Origin of the sequence: Pseudoalteromonas rubra (assembly GCF_005887115.1) — a bacterium.
GTDB classification, from domain to species: Bacteria; Pseudomonadota; Gammaproteobacteria; order Enterobacterales; family Alteromonadaceae; genus Pseudoalteromonas; species Pseudoalteromonas rubra_F.
Window position 1 is genome coordinate 362347 of sequence record NZ_PNCJ01000017.1, and the last position, 24744, is coordinate 387090.

Here is a 24744-nt window from a genome sequence, read left to right on the forward strand (position 1 = left end):
GAGTATAACAACGGTATGGCATCGCAGTAAAACGATGCCCTAATTCATCAGCTTTGCGACTTGGTAGTACCTTTGAATCGATTAACTCAGAGCACGCAAAAATTGCGGCGGATCAGCTCGCAAGAGGTCGATGTTTCCGGTGAGCATCAGAGCTTTTTACGAGATATCATTTTTGAGGCAAAGTCTTTGCTTCAAGTCGATCGTGTGTCGGTGTGGTTGTTTGACGACATGCATCAGCCGACCAAGTTACTCAATTACGCCAATACTGACTGGCAGGCGGTGCCGCAGCAGTTGCCAGTGTTGACGATTGAGGATTTCCCTACCTATTTTGCAACCATCATCAGTGGCCAGTCGATTGCTGCTGAGGATGCATGCACTGACCCTCGTACCTGCGAATTTACCGAAATCTACCTCAAGCCTCACAATATAGCGACTATGCTGGATACGGCCATTTTTAAAAACGGTATTGCATTAGGTGTGGTGTGCTGTGAAGGGCTTGCTGATGTGCGTCAGTGGCAGGAGTGGGAAGTGACCATCACGGAGATGGTTGCTGATTGCTGTAGCCGTCGGTTGTTGGTGCATGAGTTATATCAGATGCAGCAAAAGCTCACTAAAATGGCGTTCCAGGACATGCTGACGGGCCTGAACAACCGCCGTTTCCTGATGGAGCATGCAAAGCGTGAGATGAGCCGTCATCAGCGTACGGAGCGACCAATGAGCCTGATCATGATGGACCTGGACAGGTTTAAACGCATCAATGACGACTTTGGTCATGATGCAGGCGACAAAGTGCTGCAAAAGTTTGCTCAGTGCTGTCTGGATGTGGTGCGCGTCGAAGACTGTTTTTGTCGCTTAGGAGGTGAAGAGTTTGTCGTGCTGTTACCAGAAACCTCGGTCAGCGATGCGCATATGGTGGCCAACCGGCTATGCACAGCCGTCCGCGATATGGAGGTGCGCCAGGAAAACATGTTGATCCACGTCACAGCCAGCTTTGGGGTTGCTGAGGTTAACCCCAGTATGCCATTTAGTCATGCCCTTAAAATGGCCGACCAGGCGGTTTATCGCGCCAAGGCCAATGGCCGAGATCAGATCCAGCTTGCTTATTAGTTACGTCTGATTGTATTAACTACTATGGCTAAGTAACGCCTTTAGCTTAGCCGGTTTCAGCGGTTTACTCAGGTAATGGATCTGTGCCTGCTTGGCCTGTAGTTTCAAACTGTCATCACGGACCGCGGTAATGAGTACGGCCGGGATCTTTGCATTCCAGCACTGCCTTAAATCCTGGATCAGGCTGACGCCATTTTCATCATTATCGAGCTGATAATCCATCAGGATAAAATCCGGTGCTGGATTATCTGCGGCATATTCCCGGGCCTTGTTTGCCCTGTCAAACATCTGATAACTAAATTGCCACTTATCCAGCAAACTGGCCATGGCGGCCAGGTTTTTGGGGTCGTCATCCACCACCACCAGATTAAGTTGTGCCTTACTGGTAGTCTTTTGCTCCACGCTGCCAGCTTTTTGCTGGAGCTGCTGATGATCTCCCAGTGGCACTTCTACGCTGAAGCGACTGCCTTTGCCCGGAATGGAATGCATTTCCAGTGGCATGCTAAGCAGCTCGCACAGCCGTTTTACAACGCCGAGCCCCAGCCCGACGCCTTTATTGTCGCCACTTTGAATGCGATAAAAGTCATTAAATATCTTCTGTTGTTCGTGTTCGGTGATACCCGGGCCGGTATCCCAGACTTCAATACGAACACTGTGGCTGCGGCGACGACAAGCCAGCAGGACACGACCTTGCTCGGTATACTTGACGGCATTGGAGACCAGGTTTTGCACGATACGACGCAGATAAGTAATATCGCTGTGGATCACCTGGTGACTGGTTCTAACATGCAGTGCCAGACCTTTTTCCTGACACAAAATGGCATATTCACTGGCCAGAGGCGACATGATCTCATCGATATCAAAATGGCGAGGAGTGGGTTTCATCGCGCCTTGTTCCAGCTTAGCGATGTCCAGTAGCGCGGACATCAGATGAACAGTCGAATCCAGACTGGCACCCAGCTTTTCCAGATTACTGCGGTCGTTACCTTCCAGCTTATCTTCATTAATTGCAGCCAGGTAGAGGCGAGCTGCATTCAGCGGTTGTAAAATGTCGTGACTGGCCAGTGCCAAAAAGCGGGTTTTACTGTCATTGGCGCGTTCTGCCTCTTTTTTTGCCGCAACCAGGGCCTGCTCTGTTTCCTCCCGGCTGGCAATTTGGGCTTTGAGATCCTGGTTTATCAGACGCACTTCCTGTGTTCTTGCCTCAATGCGGTTTTCGAGATCCATGTTGATCTCTTCCAGTGCGTTCTGCGTGTCGATATGGCTGGTGATATCAGAAAAGCTGGTGACAAAACCGCCCTCTGGCAGCGGGTTACCCGTCATTTCGAATACCTGGCCGTTGCTGCGGTGTCGAATAAAGTGGTGCGATGTACCATTTCTCAAATGCTGTACGCGCTTTTCAACCAGTTTTTCAAGCTCTCCAGGGCCACATTCGCCGCGCTCAGCGTTAAAGCGGATCACTTCCTCAATGCTCTGGCCTACTTGCAAAAAACCATCCGGGTATTCAAACATTTCATGATAACGGCGGTTCCAGGCAACCAGGTTGAGATCTTTATCCACCACCGAAATTCCATGACTGAGGTTTTCCAGTGAGGTGAAAAGCAGGTTCTGGTTGAATTGCAATGCCTGCGTGGTTTCATCGAAAAAGTTGACCACTTCTTCAAAGGCGAGTTGTTTGCCTGAGGAAACGGCATGGATCAGTGCGCGTGCAGAAGAGGCACCTAGAACCCCTGTAAGTGCCCGCTCACAAAAGGCAATGAAATCTGCACTGGGGTAGGCATTGCTGTCTTCAATATCGTGATTGATGGCATAGTGACTAAGTAACTGCTGACTGCGCTGGATCCCTAAAAAGGTTTGCAATAGCACAGTAAAGTCATACACCGTTGCTTTAACGTCTTTGTTGAGACGTTTGGCAGCGCTAGCCTGTTCCCAGGGACTGACAAAGGCAGCCGCCTGAATTTTATCTATCAGACGCTCATATGCGCCGAGCGAGAAGCTGATATAACAGCTGATATTGGCCAGCAGTGCCAGCAAAGTACCGCGCGTAATGATGGTCTGGCGGGTTTCAAAGTCCAGGCTGCTGCCTGCTTCGATTACCGGAAACATCAGAAATAACATCCAGCATAAAAAGCCGGCCAGCAATCCGGCATACACACCATAGGCGTGGCCTTTGCGCCAGTATAGTCCGCCCACAATGGCCGGAAGTAACTGAGTCACCAGAGAAAAGGCGACCAGGCCCATGTTTGCAAGGGCTTCACCATGGCCAAACCACTGCTGGTAGAGAAATGCCAGTACCAAAATAGCGGCAATGATAAAGCGCCGGATCAACAGGATACGGGTTTTATAGTTACTGGTCAGGCGGTTTTTTTTAAACTTACGCTTTAACAGCAGAGGCAGTACAACGTCGTTAGAGAGCATGGTACTGAGTGTCAGGGTTGCCACCACTATCATGGCTGTGGCGGCGGATAAGCCCCCGATAAACACAAAGGTGGTGATCAGCGGATGGCCCTGCATCATCGGCAGCGCTAGTACAAAGCTATCTGCTGCCATGCCCTGGCCTATATTAGGGTGAATGGCGGCACTGGCAATGGGCAAGATCATCGCGGCTATCAGGATCAGATACAGCGGAAATGCCCAGCGAGCGGTGCGCAGATGACGGCGGTCCTGGTTGTCGACCACAGTCACGTGAAACTGGCGGGGTAAGCAGATGATAGCAGCGGCTGCCATCAGCGTCTGGCCGATAAAGTTGAAATTGGTAAAGTCAAACCCCTGCCAGTGAGTCAAGTTTACTGTTGTGAGGCTGTTTTGCGTTAACAGGGCTTGCACAGCAATTACGGCTACGGCCATCAGTGCCAGTAATTTGATCAGAGATTCAAACGCGATGGCAAGCATGAGGCCGGAGCGATACTCGGTGACATCGACTTTGCGGGTACCAAAAAAGATGGCAAACAGGGCCATCAGCAAAGTCCCTGTCATGGCCAACATGCCGCCAGAGATTGGGGTACCCTGTTGTAACAATAAAAAGCTGCTGCTCAGTGCTTTGAGTTGTAGTGCAATATAAGGAATGGTTGCCAGCAACGCTATCATAGTGACCATCACCGCTGTGGTCTGACGTTTACCATAACGTGCTGAGATAAAGTCAGCGATGGTGGTGATGTTCTGCTTTTTACTGACCAGGATCAACTTGCGCAAAAAGCCCTGACCAAACATAAAAAGCAGGGCCGGACCAAGCAAAATGGGCAGATAGTGCCAGCTGCTGGTGGTGGCGGTTCCCACTGAGCCATAATAGGTCCAGGAGGTACAATAGATACCCAGGGCCAGGGCGTACACAAAAGGGTGATGGCTGATCCGGGTGGCCACGGGAGTGGTCTTATCTCCCCAGTTGGCGAGCCAAAATAGTAAGCCGATATAGGCGATGGCAACGAGGATCAGTGCAGCCGTCATGATGAGCCCTTGCGTTAATGCTTGTTATTGTCTTTGTGCCTTTAAAGTAGCATCACTTGCGGATAATCCAAAGTGACATAATCATCTGATTTTAAAAAATTATTCGATTTTTATTGAGTTAATTAGACTAATGTCTTATCTCCCGCACTGGTGTTCCTGGAACGACTCATTTCCCAGTGTTATTGTTCTAACTATTTGAATTTAAATTACTTAATGGTGATTTAAAAATTCTTATTCAGCAGTTTACGTAAACGTAATCTTGTTGTTACGACTAAGGTCTCAATTTCTTATTGACGGGCCATTGCTACAGTCAAAAGGTCATTAACACCAGCACATCGGCGACAGGTGTGCGAAAGGGGACTTATCATGGCTTTTAAAAGTGAAGAACAAGCAAAAGCATATTGGTCAGAAAATCTAGCCTTAATGTTTAAGCTATTAGTAGTGTGGTTTGTGGTGTCTTTTGGATGCGGCATTCTGCTGGTTGATGTACTCAACGAGGTCCGTTTCTTCGGCTTTAAGTTGGGTTTTTGGTTTTCGCAGCAGGGCGCAATTTATACCTTCGTTGCTTTGATTTTTGTCTATGTATTCAAAATGGATGCGCTGGACAAAAAATACGGCGTGGATGAATAAGGAGCGCTATGATGGATGTTCAAACTCTCACCTTTATAATTGTTGGGCTCAGTTTTGCCCTTTACATCGGCATTGCTATTTGGGCCCGTGCCGGTTCGACCAATGAATTCTATGTGGCCGGTGGCGGTGTACCGCCTGTGGCAAACGGCATGGCAACGGCCGCGGACTGGATGAGTGCTGCGTCGTTTATCTCCATGGCGGGGATCATCTCATTTGCCGGTTACGACGGCGGCGTATATCTGATGGGCTGGACTGGTGGTTACGTGTTGCTGGCACTGTGCCTGGCACCTTATCTGCGTAAGTTTGGTAAATTCACTGTGCCCGATTTTATCGGCGACCGATACTACTCGCAGGTGGCACGGGTTGTGGCCATTCTGTGTGCGATCTTTATCTGCTTTACTTACATCGCCGGACAAATGCGTGGTGTGGGCGTGGTATTCTCTCGCTTCCTCGAAGTTGACATCGAAACCGGTGTGTATATCGGCATGGTTATTGTGTTCTTCTACGCCGTACTGGGTGGCATGAAAGGCATTACCTATACTCAGGTTGCACAATATTGTGTGCTGGTATTCGCCTACTTAGTGCCTGCTATCTTTATCTCTTTGATGATGACTGGTCACTTACTGCCGCAAACCGGTTTTGGTGGCACCCTGGCGGACGGTTCCGGGACCTACTTACTGGATAAACTCGACGGGCTCAGTACCGAACTCGGCTTTGCCCAATACACCGAAGGCTCAAAGAGTATGATTGACGTGTTTGCTATCACAGCGGCGTTGATGGTCGGTACTGCTGGTCTGCCACATGTTATCGTGCGTTTCTTCACCGTACCCAGAGTAAAAGATACCCGTATTTCAGCGGCCTGGACATTAGTGTTTATTGCGATCGTGTACACCACAGCCCCGGCTGTTGCATCCTTTGCCCGCGTGAATATGATTGATACGATCAACGGTAAAGATGGCAGCGGTACGGCCTATGCCGAGGCGCCACAGTGGGTGAAAAACTGGGAAAGAACGGGCCTTATCGTATTCAATGATAAGAATGGCGACGGCAAAATGTTCTACTCAGCAGGTAAGATTGACGACCCTGCGAGCCGCAATGAAGTTAAAATTGACCGTGACATCATGGTACTGGCGAATCCGGAAATTGCCGATTTACCAGCCTGGGTGATTGCACTGGTCGCGGCAGGTGGTATCGCAGCGGCACTGTCGACAACCGCGGGTCTGCTACTGGTTATCTCGACCTCCGTTTCCCATGACTTACTCAAACGGACACTCAAGCCGAATATCAGCGATAAGCAGGAGCTGCTGGCGGCACGTTTGTCGGCGATGATTGCCATTGCAATCTCAGCTTACTTTGGTATTAACCCGCCCGGATTCGTGGCGTCGGTGGTAGCCTTTGCCTTTGGTCTGGCTGCGGCAAGCTTCTTCCCGGCAATCATTATGGGGATCTTCTCCAAACGCATGAATAAAGAGGGTGCCATCAGTGGCATGGTATGTGGTATTGGTTTCACAGCGGCTTACATTATTTACTTTAAGTTTGTCAGCCCGGAACTGAATACACCTGCTAACTGGTTATTTGGTATCTCGCCGGAGGGGATTGGTATTATCGGTATGCTAGTCAACTTTGGTATTGCAGCCATTGTGATGAAGCTGACTGCGGAAACACCACTTGAAGTAAAACAAATGGTGGATGGGATCCGTAACCCGAAAGGGTCATCAGCTGCACACGCACATTAATATTGATTACCTCGGATTGTGACTCGGTCCGATGACAAAGAAACCAACTACTCCATGGCGCAAGCTATGGAGTAGTTGTCATTTTTGGAGGGGTTATGACGGCTCAAGTACAGGACGTGCTGACCTTTGTGCAGCAACAGGCGCCATTTGATCAGCTAACCCACAGCGCGACGGATTATTTTGTTGAACACTTAGAGATCATCTATGTCAGCGGACAAAACCAGGCGCAGTGGTTTAAAAGCGAACAACCTCAGCTGTATCTGGTGCGCTCTGGCCATTTTGATTTACGCTCCGAGCGTGGTGAGCTCGTAGCCCGGTTGGCCGAAGGCGATTATTTTGGTTATCCCTCGTTACTGACGGGCGAGCCGATCAGTAACCAGCTGGAAGTCGTGCAGGCGGGGCTGGTCTATGTGTTGCCGCAAGATGCGTTTGATTATCTGCGCCGAGAGTACAAACCATTTGAGCAGTATTTTGTCCGTGCCCACGCCAAGCGTTTGTTGTCCAGCCACTATAAAGAATCGGCAAGCGGCTGGTCTGAACGCCCGGTCAGCGAACTGATGAATCGGGCTGCGGTAACCCTGCAACCCCAGGCCAGCATTCAGGAAGCGGCCAAAGTCATGAAGAAGCACCGGGTTTCATCGATCATGGTCATCGAAAATGCGCAGTTAACCGGCGTGGTGACGGATCGCGATCTGCGTAACCGGGTACTGGCCGAAGGCTTAGATCCCGCGCGGGCGATCCGTGAGATCATGACGGTCAGGCCGAAATACATCTTTGAGAACAACCGGATCTTTTCGGCACTGCATCTGATGCTGAAACACAATATCCATCACTTGCCGGTGCTTAACGAAGATCGCACCCCCATAGGGATGATCACCAGTACTGATCTGCTGCGTCAGCAAAAAAGCGATCCGGTGCAGCTGATCGGACGGATCTACAAAGCACGCAGTTATGGAGAAGTACAGCAGCTTGCCAAAGAGATCCCCGATCTGTTGAGTGATTTTGCCAATAAGATAGAAGACATTTCTTTGATAGGTCAGCTGCTGAGTGGCCTGAGTGACGCGCTGACCGGACGTTTGATCGACTTATATCAGCAGCTGCATGGCACTGCGCCCACGCCCTTTGCCTGGATCTGTTTTGGCTCACAGGCCCGTGAAGAGCAAACCCTGCATTCCGATCAGGATAATGGTCTGCTGTTGCCTGAGGGGGTTACGGATGAGCAACGAGATTACTTTGCACAACTTGGTGCGTTTGTTTGTCAGCAGCTGGATGAATGCGGGATCCGAACATGTCCGGGGAACATCATGGCAAGCAACCCAGCGTGTCGGGGCACGCTCAGTGAATGGTGTGACCGATTTACCTCCTGGATCCACGCGCCAACGCCACATGCCATGCTCAACTGTAAAATTTATTTTGATCTGCGTTTTATAACCGGATCCGATGTTTTATTCGGGCAATTTTTACATCACCTGAATGAGATCCCGAAAAATGAATTGTTCTATGCTGCGATGGCCGCCGATATCAACGTTAATACCGTGCCTATCGGCTTGTTCCAGCAGTTTAAGTTGCAACAGGATAAGCACAAACACAAATATCTGGATCTCAAAAAGCGCGGTGTGGTGATCATCAACGACGTAGTGCGTTTGTATGCGCTGCAAGCGGGGATCAGAAAAGCCAATACGCTGCAGCGCTTGCGGGCGCTCAAAAGCCACCAGGTGCTCAGCGGCGAGGATATTGCTAATTTGCAAGACTGCTGGCGCTTTTTAACTCAGCTGCGTTTACGAACGCAGATAGACCGCGAAGGGCTGCCTGAGAACTGTATTAACCCGGAGCAGCTAAGCTCACTGGAACGTCATCAGCTCAAAGAAGCGTTTCAGTTGGTTAAGCAGGCCCAGCAAGCCTGTGCTTTCAAATTTGCCAGAGGCAGTCTTTGAGCTGGTTAACCCGCTTGCGCAGCTGGCATGCCGACCGTCACCTGCGACTGGCGGATGTCAACCTGGTGGTGTTGGATCTGGAATTGACCGGGCTGGATCCTAAGCGGGATGAAATCGTCTCGGCCGCCTGGGTCGAAGTTCGCCAGGGTCGTATCGTCCTCAGCACGGCCCGCCATGTCGTCAACAAAGAAGTACGTCAGCTGGGTCAAAGCCCGGTGATCCATGGAGTCGATGACGACGCACTGGCGCAGGGCCTAAGTTTGCGCACCTTATTACAACAACTGACTGGCGTGCTGGAGCAAGGTGTCTTGGTCTGTCACAACGCCATGCTTGACTGGGGGTTTCTCAAGCGAGCTTTTGCAGAGCACGAGATGACGGTGCGCCCTCTGCGGATCCTCGATACGATGCAGATAGAGAGAAACCGCTTGCTGAGACAAGGGCAAACGCTTGGCGCAAATTGCCTGACATTGTCAGCCTGTCGTGAGCGTTATGCTTTACCGGCTGCCTGTGAGCACAATGCGCTCAGTGATGCACTGAGTACCGCTGAGCTGTTACTGGCACAAAATAGTCAGCTTGGCGGGGCACCGTGGGCGTTACTCAGGCAACTGACATAATTATTTTTGCATATCTCTTACACATTTGTGCCTGGTCGATTACAATAGCGCCATCTTAATACGGAAAGCTTGGGAAATTTATTCGCACGCGGCCTATGCACCGGATGTGTGGCACAATTGAGCCCAAATTTTCATAACGTGGTGGATCTTCACTTTAATGACTATCAAACTGGCAATAAATGGTTTTGGTCGTATTGGTCGCAATATAGTGCGGGCTTTGTATGAATCTGGTCGCCAGCGAGACATTCAAATCGTCGCGATAAACGAACTTGCCGATCCGCAAGGTATTGCCCATTTGCTCAAATACGATACTTCGCATGGGCGTTTTTCTTTCCCTGTTCACCTAGACGCGCCCTACCTGACGGTCGGTGACGATAAAATCCAGCTATTTAGTGAAGCTGATCCCAGTCACTTGCCCTGGCATGCATTAGATGTTGATGTTGTCTTAGAATGCACAGGTGTCTTTCATTCTCGTTTTCATGCTCAGTCACATTTGCGTGCGGGGGCAAAAAAAGTACTTTTTTCTCACCCCGCCGACGCGGATGTCGATGCGACCATAGTGTTTGGTATCAATGACACAGAGCTTCTCCCAGAACACACCATTGTATCTAATGGTTCTTGTACAACTAACTGTATTGTCCCTGTCATAAATGTGTTGGATGATGCTTTTGGCATAGGCTCTGGCACCATTACGACGATCCATGCATCAATGCATGATCAACAGGTGATCGATGCATATCATCCTGATCTTCGTCGTACTCGTGCAGCGAGTCAGTCTATCATACCTGTGGATACAAAACTGGCGAGAGGGATCGAGCGGATCCTGCCAAAATTTCATGGATGTTTCGAAGCGATTGCCGTTCGGGTGCCAACCATTAATGTCACCGCGATGGATCTGAGCGTTACGCTAAACAGCGATGTGACTATTGAGCAGGTGAATAATGCATTACAACAGGCCGCAAGAGGTCCGTTGCAAGGGATACTGGACTACACTGAGGAGCCATTGGTCTCGGTGGATTTTAATCATGATCCACATTCCAGTATCATAGATGGGACCCAAACACGCGTCAGCCAGAAGCGGTTGGCGAAATTGTTGGTGTGGTGCGACAACGAGTGGGGATTTGCGAATCGCATGCTCGATACCGCAGCAGCAATGACACAAGTTAATTAAAAACCAAGTATCGTTCTTGAAGGAGATGTCAATGTCAGTCATTAAGATGGCGGATTTAGATTTAAACGGCAAACGCGTTCTGATCCGTGAAGATCTTAACGTACCGGTGAAAGAAGGCAAGGTTACATCAGACGCCCGTATCAGAGCGTCTTTACCTACCATCAAACTAGCCCTTGAAAAAGGTGCCAAGGTCATGGTGATGTCTCACCTGGGTCGCCCAACGGAAGGGGAATACGATGCGCAGTATTCATTGCAGCCAGTTGTAAATTACCTGAATGATGCGCTTGAGCAAAACGTGCGTCTGGTTGACAACTATCTGGATGGTGTTGATATCGCAGATAATGAAGTTGTGGTATTCGAAAACGTGCGCTTCAATGTGGGCGAGAAAAAGAACGATGAGGCCCTGTCGAAAAAGCTGGCAGCACTGTGTGACGTCTATGTAATGGATGCATTTGGTACTGCACACCGTGCACAGGCATCGACACATGGTGTTGGTTTATTCGCTGAAGTGGCTTGTGCAGGCCCGCTATTGGCGGCTGAGCTGGATGCGTTGGGCAAGGCCCTTGATAATCCGGCACGTCCTCTGGTTGCCATTGTAGGCGGCTCTAAAGTGTCTACTAAACTGACAGTACTGGATTCATTATCGAAAGTAGTTGATCAGCTGGTTACCGGTGGTGGTATTGCGAATACCTTTATTGCCGCGGCGGGCAACCCGGTTGGTAAATCTCTGTACGAACCAGACCTGATTGCTGAAGCGAATAAGCTCAGTGAAGCGGCACGTGCAAATGACGGTGACATTCCTGTTCCAACGGATGTGGTTGTTGGTGACGAGTTTTCTGAATCTGCTGTTGCTGAGATCAAAGATGTGGCGGAAGTACGCGACACTGACATGATCTTCGATATTGGCCCGGAGACAGCAAACACTTTGGCTAAAATCATTGCCAACGCGGGCACTGTGGTCTGGAATGGCCCTGTTGGGGTGTTTGAATTTGACCAGTTCGGCAACGGTACCGAAGCAATTGCCAATGCCATTGCTAAATCTAACGCGTTTTCAATCGCGGGTGGTGGTGACACATTAGCTGCTATCGATAAATATGGCGTAGCCGATGAAATTTCATATATCTCGACCGGTGGTGGTGCGTTTTTAGAGTTCCTTGAGGGGAAAAAACTACCAGCAGTCGCTATGCTTGAACAAAGAGCGAAAGCTTAATCAGGCAATTTGCTGTGGCCGGTGCCACAGCATCATGTTTTCGGGCCGATATATTGGTCCGGTTTTGGGACTCTCTCACATTTAACTCCCGAAACAAATTGAGTGTGTAGCACTTAACATCTATCCCGTTCAAATCGATGAGTATGAAGGCTGAACCGATAATATCAGCATCACTCATCAACAATTGGAGAAAGCACAATGGCTTTAATCAGTATGCGTCAATTGCTGGATCATGCCGCAGAGCATGGTTACGGCGTTCCTGCCTTTAACGTAAATAACCAAGAGCAAATGCGCGCTATCATGGAAGCGGCAGACAAAACCAACAGTCCGGTCATTGTTCAGGGTTCGGCAGGTGCACGTAAGTACGCAGGGGCACCGTTTATTCGCCATATGATTTTGGCCGCAGTAGAAGAATGGCCACATATTCCGGTTGTTATGCACCAGGATCACGGTACGTCTCCGGGTGTGTGTCAGCGCTCAATCCAGCTTGGCTTTTCATCTGTCATGATGGATGGTTCTTTGCTGGAAGATGGCAAGACCCCTTCAAGCTATGAGTACAACGTTGATGTGACACGTCGTACCGTTGATATGGCACACGCATGTGGTGTATCAGTAGAAGGTGAGCTGGGTGTGCTGGGTTCACTTGAAACAGGTGAGGCAGGTGAGGAAGATGGTATTGGTGCTGTTGGTAAGCTAACGCACGATCAGCTACTGACTGATCCGGAAGAAGCCGCTGACTTTGTTAAGAAAACGGGTGTTGACGCATTGGCAATCGCCTGTGGTACATCACATGGCGCTTACAAGTTCACACGTCCACCAACAGGCGACATTCTGGCAATCAACCGCATCAAAGAGATCCACGCCCGTATTCCGAATACCCACCTGGTAATGCACGGTTCATCATCCGTGCCTCAGGAGTGGCTGGCAGTGATCAACGAGTTTGGTGGTGAGATCCCGGAAACTTATGGTGTACCTGTTGAACAGATCGTCGAAGGCATAAAGCATGGCGTACGTAAGGTGAATATTGATACTGACTTACGTTTGGCAGCAACCGGTGCTATCCGTCGTCACCTGGCACATAATCCGAGTAACTTCGACCCTCGCAAGTATTTAGCGGAAGCAACGAAAGCGATGACAGAGATCTGTGTTGCACGTTATGAAGCATTTGGTACAGCGGGTCAGGCCGGTCGTATCCAGCCTATCTCATTAGACGATATGCACCTGAAGTATCTATCTGGCGAGCTGGCTCCTCAGATCAAATAAATACTAACGATTTAAATTTGGTTAGTAGCAAATGCCGCAACTCTTCTGAGCGCGGCATTTTTGTATGTGCAGCCGCATCAGATCAAGCCGTTTCATTCACTTCACAGCCTAACAATGCTGCCCTATGATCTTGCTGGGATCACGATTATACCTACCCGTAGGAGCAGAGATCAGATCTTGACTAAGTTGAAGTCTAATTGGGATCCTGAGATCGAGATCTTACTAACTAAAGCCTGGGATCTGCGTTTATCTGGCACTGGAACAGATCTAAAATCAATGAGTTAGTAGGCTTACATGTGCGGCTCTGCAAACTTAGTTGGTAAAAAAATGATCCCAAGAGGATCCGCTTGGTATAAATTTGATCTCAGACATTCTATCTTAGAAAAACTCTGATCCGGCGGTTCATCACTTGATCTCTGAAGTAGAGCGTCTAGCTTTAAAGAATACTCTATTTTGCTCACATTCTTTTCATTGGGGTCATAGTATGAAGAAATGCTATATGGCTGCCGTTATCGGCTGCTCGGCGCTAATAGTTTGTGCCCAAACACAAGCTGAAGAACTCAAAGTATACGGACGTGCACATTTGGGTGTGGAAAACAGTGATACAGGCAGTGGATCAGATACTTCTGTAGAAAGCTATGCCTCCAGGATGGGGATCAAAGGGAGTGCGGATATAGACACCGGGATCTCGGCTTTTTACAAGCTGGAGTTTCAGGTCGAAATGTCTGAAAACGACAACGATGGTAAATCAGAAGAGAACATCACGGCACGTTCGCAGTATGTTGGTGTAAAAGGCCGATTTGGGCAGCTCTTGCTGGGCCGGGATGATACGCCAATGAAGAAATCTCAGGGCAAAGTCGACCTGATGAATGATTTCAGTGCGGATATTAAAAGCTTCTTTGTGGGCGAAAATCGCCTCGGGGATACCCTGCAATATACGACACCATCACTCAATCATTTGAAATTCACTGTCAGCTATATTGCAGAAGACAACAGTAAGCAAAATGGCGAAAGTGGACTGTCCATGGCGGCAAGCTACGGCGATAGTAAGCTAAAGAAAACCGCCCTCTATGCCAGTGTAGCTCGGGATGAAGAAGTTGCAGGTCAGGACATTACCCGTGTCACGGTTCAGGGCAAAGTGGCTAAGGTTACGTTGGGGGCCAGCTATCAGCAGAGCGAGGCGATTGGTAGTAACGAGACCGTGGATAGTTATATGGCCAGCGCATCGCTTAAGCTTGATAACGGCTATAAGCTGCTGGCGCAGTACCAAAATTCCGATGGCGCCTCGGGCAAGCTTAAAGATTCCGGTGATGCAGCCTCTATCGGGGTTGAGAAGAGCCTGTCTAAACAAGCCAGGATGTATCTGTGGTACACCAAGATAGATCTGGACAATAATCCTGATCAGGATCATATGGCGTTGACGCTGCGTTATGATTTTTAGACCCCTTTGTTGGGTCTACATTTGATAAGGCGGAGCCAGAAATCTTGCCTGGCTCTGTGTTTCGCTGTGTCGGGGCGGGGCAATACGATCATATTGAGCAGGCTGGTAGAGGCTCGATGAGCTGTGTTAGCGGTTTTTATGGCGACGAAGCCGCGTTGCAATGTAAATGAACTTAAATGGCCTGTATGGCAAGCCTTACGCCTCCTTTACAGCGACAGAACTGTACTTGTTTTTACAGTGCATTTGAAACAAACCAGCTTAAACAAGCATTTAAACCGTTTGTTGTTTAAGTTGAAGTCTAATTACAACGAAACTTACGCTTTTTCAGTGCCATAGCTTTATGAACGCTTGGCCCTATTTTTTTCCCAATTGTCATCTTTTATCACTTGGTATTTCATAAAACTGTCATACTTAGTCATAATAATGAAACCCACTTCGGTAACGTAAGAGATAAATGGGAATGTCACGTAAAGTACTGGTAGTTGATGACGAAGCGCCGATCAGAGAAATGTTGGTGTTTGTGTTGGAACAAAATGGTTTTCAGGCCATTGAAGCTGAAGACTATGATTCTGCAATTGCAGCTATGGTTGAGCCTTATCCTGATATGGTGTTATTAGACTGGATGTTGCCAGGAGGCAGTGGAATTCAGATCGCCAAAAAGTTTAAACAAAGTGAATACACCAGACAAATTCCTATTATCATGCTAACAGCACGTGGTGAGGAAGAAGATAAGGTCAAAGGATTGGAAGTGGGTGCAGACGACTACGTTACTAAACCTTTCTCTCCAAAAGAGCTAATGGCACGGATCAAAGCGGTAATGCGTCGCGTATCGCCAACATCACTGGAAGAAGCCATTGAGGTGCATGGTCTGCGCCTTGATCCAATTTCACACCGAGTGACCTCTGCCGGCAATGAGCTGGAAATGGGGCCAACGGAATTCAGATTACTTCACTTTTTTATGACACACCCTGAGCGTGTATACAGCCGAGAGCAGCTGTTGGATCATGTATGGGGCACTAACGTGTATGTTGAAGATCGTACGGTAGACGTTCATATTCGTCGCCTGCGCAAAGCAATAGCACCACTGGGTCATGATCGCCTGGTACAAACAGTACGTGGTGCGGGTTATCGCTTCTCAAGTAAGCTGTAAAGCATCCGGCGCTATGGTAGGCTAGCCATGGCGCATTCTCTTTAGGATCATTTTGTATGTATAGGGTGATTGATAAACAGGCGTTATTGAAACGCCTGTTTTTGTATTTTCTGCCATTAACCCTGATTGGGATCTTGTTAGGCGCACCATTTGTCTTGCTCTTTATCGGTGCCATGGTGTTGTTGATCTGGCATTACCAACAGCTGTATCGATTGAGTGACTGGTTGATCAATCAGCGCAGCTTTAATCCGCCTGAGGGATCGGGTGCCTGGGAGCAGATCTTTGAAGGGATCTACCAATTACAACATCGCAATCGTAAAAAGCGTAATGAACTGGCGGAACTGATCAGACGTTTCCGTGAAGGTGCCGAAGCGGTACCTGATGCTGTGATAGTGATGCAACAGGATCTCAGTATTGTCTGGTGTAACCAACTTGCACTAAAAGTACTTGGGCTGCAATGGCCAACGGATCATGGTCAGCGTCTCGATAACCTGATCCGCGACCCCAAGTTCGTAAAATATATGCAGGCCCATGATTTTCATGATCCCCTGGAAATGGAATCAGGGCATGGCGGCGAGCGCGTTTTGGAATTTCGGGTTATGCCTTACGCCGAGCAGTTAATGATGGTGGTGCGTGATATCTCCAGACTGAAACAGCTCGAGCAGATGCGCAAAGACTTTGTTGCTAATGTGTCTCACGAACTGCGCACCCCCCTTACGGTGGTCACCGGTTATCTGGAGATGATGGAAGGCGATCAGATGCCGCCTCCCGCAATGTGGAACAAAGCGCATCACACCATGATAGAGCAGTGTAAGCGAATGGATAGTCTGGTTAATCAGCTGCTTTCGTTATCTCGTATTGAGGGGCAGCGAAACCAGGACAATGACAAAGCGGTAAATGTGCCCGCCATGCTGACCTTGATTCAGACCGAAGCGAACTCACTGAATCAGGATAAGCATCATGAGATTGAGTTTAGTGTCGATCAGGCGTTGGATATTAAAGGGTGTATTGACGAACTACGCAGTGCCTTTTCCAATCTGGTGTTTAATGCAATCCATTACACTAAACCTGGTGGCAAAATCACGGTCAACTGGTATCTGGATGGCGAACGACCGCGTTTTTCTGTCATTGATAATGGCGATGGTATTGCGCCTGAACACATTAACCGACTCACTGAACGATTCTACCGAGTCGATAAGGCGCGCAGCCGTAAAACGGGTGGTTCAGGGTTAGGCCTGGCTATCACCAAACACGTCTTGTCTCGCCATGATTCACATCTGGAAATAGACAGCACACTTGGCAAGGGCTCGTGTTTCTCATTTGCCTTCGAAAAAGAAAAACGTATTTTTATGACAAATACTGAAAGTCATAAAAGTGTCATTTGAGAGTAATTTTATTGTCATTTGTTTTCTGCACAATGTGCTCAGAAATTAAATGGGAAGAACATTTGGAGTGACCCCAATGAAATTTAAAAGCTTAGTTGCCGCAATGGGTGTGGCTGTAACAACACTGGTATCTGCTCAAGCTTCTGCACTTGATAAGAATCTACCTGAGTACAACAAAACCAGCGGTATCTCAGGTAACTTTTCATCTGTGGGCTCTGATACGCTGGCTAACATGATGACGTTCTGGGCAGAAGAGTACAAACGTATTTACCCTAACGTAAACATTCAAATTCAGGCTGCTGGTTCTTCTACAGCGCCACCGGCTTTAACAGAAGCAACAGCAAACTTCGGCCCTATGAGTCGTAAGATGAAGTCTAAAGAAATCGAAGCGTTTGAAAAGCGCTATGGTTACAAGCCGACTGAAGTACGTGTTGCAATCGATGCACTGGCAGTCTTTGTACACAAAGATAACCCAATCCAGGGTTTGCGTATCGACCAGGTTGACGCGATTTTCTCATCAACTCGCAAGTGTGGTGCTTCTGAACAGGTTGAGCGCTGGAGCGACTTAGGTCTGTCTGGTGACTGGGGCAGCAAAGACATTCAGTTATATGGCCGTAACTCAGTATCGGGTACTTACGGTTACTTTAAAAAGAAAGCCCTGTGTAAAGGTGACTTCCGTAACAACGTGAACGAGCAGCCTGGTTCAGCTTCTGTAGTACAGTCAATCTCTTCATCAGTGAATGCGATTGGTTACTCGGGCATTGGTTATAAGACATCAGGTGTTCGTACCGTACCGCTATCTAAGAAAGGCGACAACTTTGTTGACGCAACGCTGGATAACGTTGCAAAGGGTAAATACCCGCTGTCTCGTTTCCTATACCTTTATGTGAACAAGCACCCGAACAAGCCGCTTTCTCCAATTGAAGCAGAGTTCCTGAAAATGGTGTTGTCAAAAGAAGGTCAGAAGATCGTAGAGAAAGATGGTTATGTACCACTTTCAAGCCAGCTTGCGAGCAAAGAGCTTAAGAAGCTAGGCCTGCTATAAGTATTGCATGGAAAGAAAAAACCGCTCACTGAGCGGTTTTTTTATATCTGTATTTTGAATTATCAATACCGTGGTTTATTGCGCAGTTGCTGAGAAAGTTGTTCAGCTTGCGCTTTGCACTGATTAAAGGACTCGATGCAACCATCGCTGCACACTTGCATAGCCAGAGACTGGGGGTTAGCGCGTTGTTCACAACTTTGCTCACACTGATAGTTTTGCTGTGCGCACTGATTCAGTTCTGGAGAGTTGGTATTGCTACAGCCTGCCAGTAACAAGGCAATCATTAATATCTGTGGTTTCATGAAACAAGTCCTGCAAGAGAGTAATAAAAGTGAGGATCCCGCTTAAGCTCACAGGGTGATACCGAGGATCCTATTCATTGTTATGCTTCAGTTAGGACCTGGATATTGTCGATTAGTCTCACCTGATTCAGGTAAGCCGCAGCCAGGATCACAAACTCACTGTCTTCCAGTGTAGCAGGTTTTAGGCTGTCTCTTTGTGCGATAGAGAAGTAATCAGGCTTCAGGCCAGCAGCTTCAAGAATCGAGCTGGCGGCTTGTTCCAGTGCAACGAAATCGCGAGCACCCTGTATCAGTTGCTGAGCTGTGTCATTTAAAGTTTGGTAGAGTACTTTGGCCGTGTCTTTTTCCTGCTCTGACAAGTAGCCATTGCGAGAACTCATGGCTAAGCCCGAAATCTCTCTTTGAGTCGGTACTCCGATGACTTCAATGGGCATGGATAAGTCGCGCACCATAGTTTTTATCACCTGAAGCTGCTGGTAGTCTTTTTCACCAAAGCAGGCAAAGTCAGGTTGAACCAGGTTAAAGAGTTTGGTCACAACTGTGGCAACCCCTCTGAAATGACCACTACGGCTGCCACCACAATACCCTTCGGATACGCCCGGCACATCAACAAAACTTTGTGTTGCAAGGCCATTTGGATAGATAGCGTCAACACTGGGCGTGAAGACAATGTCGGTGTCCAGCTCAGCCAGCCCTTGTTTGTCCTGCGTCAGCGTACGGGGATATTTATCTAAATCTTCGTTGGTACCAAATTGCATTGGGTTGACAAAAATACTGACAACCACTTTGTCTGCCAGTGTTTTGGCTTTTTCTACCAGTGAAAAATGTCCCTGATGCAGGTTACCCATAGTAGGCACAAACGCAATGCTCTGACCTTGTTGTCGCCAGGCTTTAATTTGACTGCGCAGAGATTTGATTTCTGTAATTGATTGCATTAGTTAAACTCATGTTCCTGAGAGGGAAATGCACCACTTTTAACGTCAGTGCAGAACTTTTCGACCGCAGCGGGCATGTTGCCTGTCTCGGCGAGGAAGTTCTTAGAGAACTTGGGTATATAACCCGCTGAAATTCCAACTAAATCATGCATAACCAATATCTGACCATCGGTATCTTTACCCGCACCAATCCCTATCACAGGGATAGTCAGTGCTTCGCTGATGCGTTTGGCCAGTGCAGATGGAATACATTCAATGACCAGTAACTGAGCGCCAGCCTGCTCCAAAGCAATGGCGTCAGCGATCATTTTCTCTGCCTGGGCTTCTTCACGGCCCTGGATCTTGAAACCGCCAAAGACGTTCACAGATTGTGGAGTCAGGCCTAAATGACCACATACTGGAATACCTTGTTGCGTCAACAGTCGAATAGAGTCAAGTAACCATTCACCGCCTTCCAGTTTGACCATATTAGCGCCAGAACGCATTAGCACCGCCGCATTTTCACATGCTTGTGCCGGGTTGGCATAACTCATAAAGGGCATATCGGCTACCACAAACAACTCTTTGCTACCGGCACGAACACAGCGCGTATGGTATGCAATATCTGCTGTGGTCACAGCCAGGGTATCTTCGCCACCTTGTAGCACCATACCCAGAGAATCACCTACCAGAATAACGTCAACGCCGCAGTCGTGGAACAGCTTTGCAAAGCTGGCATCATATGCGGTTAATGCTGTGATTTTGGTTCCTTCACGTTTTTTCTTGGCCAATGTTGAAACGGTTACTTTAGCCATATTTCCCCCTTTGTGAACAATTCAAAGCTGGGCGTTTTTTGTCGCCCAAGGTCTTGCTATGCAATCGATTTTGTCATGCGATATTGGGCGACAGCAGTAAGCCCATTGCGTGGCAGTGAAGTGGCAATAGTGGCCAGCAACTGCCCATTTGGCAAGGTGAGTTCGGGTGCAATTTCTAACAGTGGAAAGACCACAAACTCACGTTCACACAAACCATAATGCGGCACGATTAATCGCTGTGTGTCTATCTGTTCATCGTTGTATAGCAGAATATCTAAATCTAATGTCCGTGGGCCCCAGCGTTCTGCTTTACGAACCCGGCCATGTTGCAGCTCAATCTCTTGCAGTACGTCGAGCACTTCTATGGCGGGCAGGTCCGTCATCAGTTTGGCAACTGCATTGATATAATCGGGCTGGTCCTGCGGGCCCATAGGCTTTGAGGCATAAAAGCTTGATACGCTTGCCAGCGACAGTGATGAGGATGCATTCAGGGCTTGCAGCGCATTGCGTAATTGTGCCTCAGGGGCGTTCAGATTCGCCCCTAATCCAATATAAACTGTGTTCATGATTCTGGGTTTGGTTTTCTACGCGGTTTATTTCTGGGGCGACGGCGGCGTCTTTCCGAGCCACCAGAGCGTTGACCCAGTGCCTTCACCATCTCTTTTTGTCCATTGACGTCCTGTTGCAAATAGTCGGTCCACCAATGTGCCAGCTCTTGCTGCTCGGTTTCGCCACTTTCTACCCGCAACAGCAAGAAGTCATAACCGGCTTTAAATCTCGGTTGCAGGCTGAGACGGTAAGCGCGCTGACCGCCGCGTTTATCGAGACGCTGTTGGATATGCCAGATATCTCTCGCACCCAGCGTAAAGCGTTTTGGCACGGCAATATGACGGGCGTTTTCTGCCAGAACCTGGCTGATGGCCTGCATAAAGGCATCATACTCGTTCATGCCCTCGGCTATTAATGCATTACTGCGGTCTCGCAGCGGGAACCATAGCAGTGCTGCATAGATAAAGGCCGGAGTGACTTTTTTATCGGCGTTAATTCGCTCATCTGTATTGGCAAACATTTTTTGGATAAATGTGCTTTCAAACTCACTGTCTGCATTGTCCAAAATAGCGTCAACGGCCGGGAAAAGTTGTTTAAACAGGCCATATTTTCTGAGCATCAGGAAGTTAGCTTCCGCCTTACCACCTAAAAAGAGCTTCAGTGTTTCTTCAAACAAACGTGCCGGAGGGATATTACTCAGCAGAGGGGCGAGTGCTTCAATTGGCGCTTCGGTTGGACCAGCAATGGTCATATCTAACTTAGTGGCGAAGCGCACGGCACGCAGCATACGTACCGGATCTTCTCTATAACGGGTTTCAGGGTCGCCAATCAGTTCAATTTTACGTTGCTCAATGGCAGCAATACCACCGGCAAAGTCCCGGATACTGAAGTCGTTAATCGAGTAGTAAAGTGCATTGATAGAAAAGTCACGACGCTGTGCATCTTCTTCAATGGTGCCATAGACGTTGTCGCGCAGCAGCTGGCCCTGATCGCTTGACTGGCTGGTTGGATCCGGGTTGTCCTGTGCCTGGTGGTGTCCACGCATGGTTGCCACTTCGATGATTTCACGACCAAAAACGATATGGGCGAGTCTGAAGCGGCGGCCGATTAGCCGACAATTGCGAAATAACTTTTTGACTTGCTCAGGTGTTGCATTGGTAACAACATCAAAATCTTTGGGCTCAATGCCTAACAAAATATCACGAATACAACCACCGACCAGATAGGCGTCATAGCCACCATCTTTAAGTCGGTACAAAACTTTGATTGCATTGGGGCTAAATTGTTTGCGCGAGATAGCATGTTCACTGCGCGGTATCAACGCAGGTGTAGCACTACATGTCACGGTTCCTACCGGATCCTTGCCTTTAACTATCTGACGGCAAAGCTTTATAATTTTGGAAATAATAACCACTCTCCTAACGACCCTGAACAATCCAAATTGCGTGCAATAAAGCGTGCATAATGCACCTATATTCACCATACGGCCATAGAACTTTGTTTTAGTTTGTATAGTGTAGGTGAATTAACGAGGCCCGCTATCATATACTCAAATGGGGTCAAATTGAAGGAGCGGGGACGTATTCATGATTAAAAATCCGACATTAGTTTGACACCAATGACAGCAGCGAATTTACGGGGACGGGCTCAGGCCGTTAACCCAGTGAAATCATAGCATCCGTCGGCTTGCAGCGAGACCTGAATTTCACGGTGGCGTGGTAAGGCACGCAGTGAAAAATGCTGTTCTGCCCAGTGCAAAATATTGCTCACCGAATCATGGTGTAACTCAGTGGGAACTGGCAGGCCCAAAAAACCAAGTGCAGCACACAACGCAGGCTGTGGCTTGGTCGTGTCGATGGCGGGCGCGTGGTTTTGTTTTGACAGTTTAAACCCCGGTTGTGCCACAGCTAAAGACACATGTGCGTATTCTGGGGCCTGGTAACCCAGCTGGTTAAACAGACTTATCTGACGAGCCGTCGGTTCCAGTAAATCGGCACCACGTACGACACGCGTAATTTTCTGCTCAATGTCGTCAACCACCACGACCAATTGATAGGCAAACAGGCCATCCCGACGTTTTACAATATAGTCTTCTTCGGCCAGAGAAGCAGGCAGATTGACTTGCCCCTGCAACAGGTCGTCAAATGAATACACTGGCTGGGTTTGGATCAGTCTGTGGGCATTGCCTTCAGGCGCAATTTGGCGATCCCGACAATGATTGTCATAGAACCCACCTCGTTGCTTTAGTGTTTTTCGGGTACAGCTACACGGATAAGTGAGCCCGGCCTTGTTCAGTTGCGCCAGGATATCTTGATACAGGGCATGACGCTGGCTTTGATAGACGACTTCGCCGTCCCAATGCAAACCGTATGCTTCCAGGGTTCTGAGGATCTCGTCTGCGGCACCAGGGACAATTCTGGGTGTGTCTATGTCTTCCATTCTTACCAGCCATTGGCCCAGATTGGCTTTGGCGTCGAGGTAACTGGCAAGGGCGGCTATCAGAGAGCCAAAATGAAGAGCGCCGGAGGGAGAGGGAGCAAATCGACCACGATAGCTCCCAGACAGATAATCGCTATTAAACTGGGGTAGCATAGCTAAGACGAGCGTGTGTTAGCCTCGACCTTGTTGTTTTTCTTTTATTTCAGCAATTGATTTACAGTCTACGCATAAGTCCGCAGTCGGGCGGGCTTCCAGGCGGCGAATGCCAATTTCAATGCCACAAGAATCACAATAACCGAAATCATCGTCTTCGATCAGTTGTAGTGTTTTTTCAATTTTCTTGATCAGCTTACGTTCACGGTCTCGGGTACGTAGTTCCAAAGAGAACTCTTCTTCCTGTGCCGCACGGTCGACTGGATCAGGGAAGTTTGCCGCTTCATCTTGCATGTGGTTTTTGGTGCGGTCAACTTCGTTACGAAGATCGCTACGCCACGCTTCCAGTAATTTTTTGAAATGCGCACGCTGTGCGTCATTCATATATTCTTCACCCGGCTTTTCCTGATAAGGTTCTAAACCGGCTTGAGCCAACAACCCTAGTTTTTTCTGGTCTGGCATAGCATTCTCCTAAATCCTTAATAAACAACCCCAGCTAACGCCGGCGGCTATAGATAGCAAAATCTTAACCCCTTGGCAAACACTTTTTGCTTGTATGACCACTCCGGGTTAGAAGGTATGATCGGCATCATAAAGTCTCGACTGACGGGGGTCACACTGACATTTGCAGCTATATGGAGGCAAATTTTTCACTTTCAAGCTTAATACTCATTATACTGCACTATTTATGCCGGAAGATCACTGCAACTGTGATGCCGATTCACTTCGCGCTAAAGGGGAGGGGGTGAGTTAGTATGACCTCCTGCGTCGACACTTCGGCCTGGTAGGCGTAAATCTCTACCCCTTGTTGCAACGCCTCTGCAATCAGTAAGGCGTACTTGTTATCGATGTGTGCAGCCGGTTTTACACTGTGGATGCCATTGTGCATGACGATAAATAGCAAGACTGCGCGCATGCCTTGTTGTCGCATCTGGATCAACTCACGCAGATGTTTTTGTCCCCGAGCTGTCTGGGCATCCGGAAAATAACCTTGATCGTTTTCCAGTAAAGTCACTGATTTTACTTCAATATAGCAGTCAGGCTTATTGTCATCCTGGAGTAAGATGTCGATGCGGCTGTTTTCTGTGCCGTACTTTACTTCGCTGCGCAGTGTCTGATACCCCGTTAACTCCGAAACACCGTCACGTTCGATGGCTTCAATGGCCACCTTATTGGCCATCGCCGTATTGACACAGATCAGGGCGCCGTTCTGGTTGGCTGTCAGTTCCAGTGAATGAGGATATTTACGTTTCGGGTTGTCACTGGTTGAGTAATAAGCACTGAAGCCGGGATCGGCGCAGCCGGTCATTTTACCGGTGTTTGCACAATGTACGGTAAATTCCTGTTGCGTCTCGTCTTGCAAGTCTACCAAAAAGCGTTTGTAGCGTTTAAGTAAGGTGGCTTTGGCCAGTGGGGCGTGAAACTTCATAGATTAATCGCAT

The 24744-nt window shown here is 48.5% G+C and carries 21 protein-coding genes; 12 read left to right on the forward strand and 9 right to left on the reverse strand.

The annotated features are described in order from the left end of the window. Positions 1 to 72 precede the first annotated feature (72 nt). A complete protein-coding gene (locus CWB98_RS13780; protein ID WP_138545387.1) occupies positions 73 to 1107 on the forward strand; it encodes a sensor domain-containing diguanylate cyclase in 1035 nt (344 codons plus the stop codon). 15 nt (positions 1108 to 1122) lie between these two features. Here the strand turns inward: CWB98_RS13780 and CWB98_RS13785 are convergent, their stop codons facing one another. Beyond that, on the reverse strand, positions 1123 to 4551 hold the full coding sequence (locus tag CWB98_RS13785; RefSeq protein WP_138545388.1) for a PAS domain-containing hybrid sensor histidine kinase/response regulator: 3429 nt from the start codon (positions 4549 to 4551) through the stop codon (positions 1123 to 1125). A gap of 366 nt (positions 4552 to 4917) precedes the next feature. On the opposite strand from CWB98_RS13785, the gene CWB98_RS13790 reads away from it, so the two are divergent. The 11 genes from CWB98_RS13790 (at position 4918) to CWB98_RS13840 (ending at position 18130) form a co-directional block, all read left to right on the forward strand. After that, entirely contained in the window at positions 4918 to 5181 is a 264-nt protein-coding gene (locus CWB98_RS13790; protein ID WP_010383473.1) for a DUF4212 domain-containing protein, read from the forward strand. Positions 5182 to 5192: 11 nt separating this feature from the next. Continuing rightward, on the forward strand, positions 5193 to 6917 hold the full coding sequence (locus CWB98_RS13795) for a sodium:solute symporter family protein (RefSeq protein ID WP_138545435.1): 1725 nt from the start codon (positions 5193 to 5195) through the stop codon (positions 6915 to 6917). A 95-nt stretch (positions 6918 to 7012) separates the two neighbouring features. Beyond that, positions 7013 to 8851 (forward strand): DUF294 nucleotidyltransferase-like domain-containing protein, encoded by a 1839-nt coding sequence (locus CWB98_RS13800; protein ID WP_138545389.1) that lies wholly within the window; start codon positions 7013 to 7015, stop codon positions 8849 to 8851. After that, complete coding sequence (locus CWB98_RS13805) at positions 8848 to 9465, forward strand: 3'-5' exonuclease (protein WP_138545390.1); 618 nt, start codon at positions 8848 to 8850, stop codon at positions 9463 to 9465. Before CWB98_RS13800 ends, CWB98_RS13805 begins: the two co-directional genes overlap by 4 nt. Before the next feature lie 157 nt (positions 9466 to 9622). Beyond that, positions 9623 to 10636, forward strand: a complete 1014-nt coding sequence (gene epd, locus CWB98_RS13810; protein WP_138545391.1) for an erythrose-4-phosphate dehydrogenase — start codon at positions 9623 to 9625, stop codon at positions 10634 to 10636. Positions 10637 to 10667: 31 nt separating this feature from the next. Further along, the gene (locus tag CWB98_RS13815) at positions 10668 to 11846 is read left to right on the forward strand and encodes a phosphoglycerate kinase (RefSeq protein ID WP_138545392.1); all 1179 of its coding nucleotides are present in this window, start codon (positions 10668 to 10670) and stop codon (positions 11844 to 11846) included. Between the two features lie 198 nt (positions 11847 to 12044). Then, the gene (gene fba / locus CWB98_RS13820) at positions 12045 to 13109 is read left to right on the forward strand and encodes a class II fructose-bisphosphate aldolase (protein ID WP_054014697.1); all 1065 of its coding nucleotides are present in this window, start codon (positions 12045 to 12047) and stop codon (positions 13107 to 13109) included. Positions 13110 to 13593: 484 nt separating this feature from the next. After that, on the forward strand, positions 13594 to 14550 hold the full coding sequence (locus CWB98_RS13825; protein WP_138545393.1) for a porin: 957 nt from the start codon (positions 13594 to 13596) through the stop codon (positions 14548 to 14550). Between the two features lie 460 nt (positions 14551 to 15010). After that, positions 15011 to 15700, forward strand: coding sequence for a phosphate regulon transcriptional regulator PhoB (gene phoB / locus CWB98_RS13830; RefSeq protein WP_010383464.1), 690 nt, complete (start codon positions 15011 to 15013; stop codon positions 15698 to 15700). Positions 15701 to 15756: 56 nt separating this feature from the next. After that, positions 15757 to 17085 carry a phosphate regulon sensor histidine kinase PhoR gene (phoR, locus tag CWB98_RS13835; protein ID WP_138545394.1) on the forward strand — a complete coding sequence of 443 codons (1329 nt, stop codon included), beginning with the start codon at positions 15757 to 15759 and terminating at the stop codon, positions 17083 to 17085. 76 nt (positions 17086 to 17161) lie between these two features. Beyond that, positions 17162 to 18130 carry a PstS family phosphate ABC transporter substrate-binding protein gene (locus tag CWB98_RS13840; protein WP_010383461.1) on the forward strand — a complete coding sequence of 323 codons (969 nt, stop codon included), beginning with the start codon at positions 17162 to 17164 and terminating at the stop codon, positions 18128 to 18130. Positions 18131 to 18192: 62 nt separating this feature from the next. On the opposite strand, the gene CWB98_RS13845 is transcribed toward CWB98_RS13840, so the two are convergent. From CWB98_RS13845 to sfsA, 8 genes are all read right to left on the reverse strand, one after another. Then, the gene (locus CWB98_RS13845; RefSeq protein WP_138545395.1) at positions 18193 to 18432 is read right to left on the reverse strand and encodes a hypothetical protein; all 240 of its coding nucleotides are present in this window, start codon (positions 18430 to 18432) and stop codon (positions 18193 to 18195) included. A gap of 80 nt (positions 18433 to 18512) precedes the next feature. Next, the gene (panC, locus tag CWB98_RS13850) at positions 18513 to 19367 is read right to left on the reverse strand and encodes a pantoate--beta-alanine ligase (RefSeq protein WP_138545396.1); all 855 of its coding nucleotides are present in this window, start codon (positions 19365 to 19367) and stop codon (positions 18513 to 18515) included. Next, complete coding sequence (gene panB, locus CWB98_RS13855; RefSeq protein ID WP_138545397.1) at positions 19367 to 20161, reverse strand: 3-methyl-2-oxobutanoate hydroxymethyltransferase; 795 nt, start codon at positions 20159 to 20161, stop codon at positions 19367 to 19369. The genes panC and panB overlap by 1 nt, the downstream gene beginning before the upstream one ends. Before the next feature lie 56 nt (positions 20162 to 20217). Further along, positions 20218 to 20727, reverse strand: coding sequence for a 2-amino-4-hydroxy-6-hydroxymethyldihydropteridine diphosphokinase (gene folK, locus CWB98_RS13860; protein WP_138545398.1), 510 nt, complete (start codon positions 20725 to 20727; stop codon positions 20218 to 20220). Next, positions 20724 to 22055 carry a polynucleotide adenylyltransferase PcnB gene (gene pcnB / locus CWB98_RS13865; RefSeq protein WP_138545399.1) on the reverse strand — a complete coding sequence of 444 codons (1332 nt, stop codon included), beginning with the start codon at positions 22053 to 22055 and terminating at the stop codon, positions 20724 to 20726. Before pcnB ends, folK begins: the two co-directional genes overlap by 4 nt. 302 nt (positions 22056 to 22357) lie before the next feature. Next, the gene (gene gluQRS, locus CWB98_RS13870; protein ID WP_138545400.1) at positions 22358 to 23302 is read right to left on the reverse strand and encodes a tRNA glutamyl-Q(34) synthetase GluQRS; all 945 of its coding nucleotides are present in this window, start codon (positions 23300 to 23302) and stop codon (positions 22358 to 22360) included. An 18-nt stretch (positions 23303 to 23320) separates the two neighbouring features. Beyond that, positions 23321 to 23764, reverse strand: a complete 444-nt coding sequence (gene dksA, locus CWB98_RS13875; RefSeq protein WP_054014689.1) for an RNA polymerase-binding protein DksA — start codon at positions 23762 to 23764, stop codon at positions 23321 to 23323. 259 nt (positions 23765 to 24023) lie between these two features. Beyond that, positions 24024 to 24731 carry a DNA/RNA nuclease SfsA gene (gene sfsA, locus CWB98_RS13880; protein WP_138545401.1) on the reverse strand — a complete coding sequence of 236 codons (708 nt, stop codon included), beginning with the start codon at positions 24729 to 24731 and terminating at the stop codon, positions 24024 to 24026. Positions 24732 to 24744: the final 13 nt, after the last annotated feature.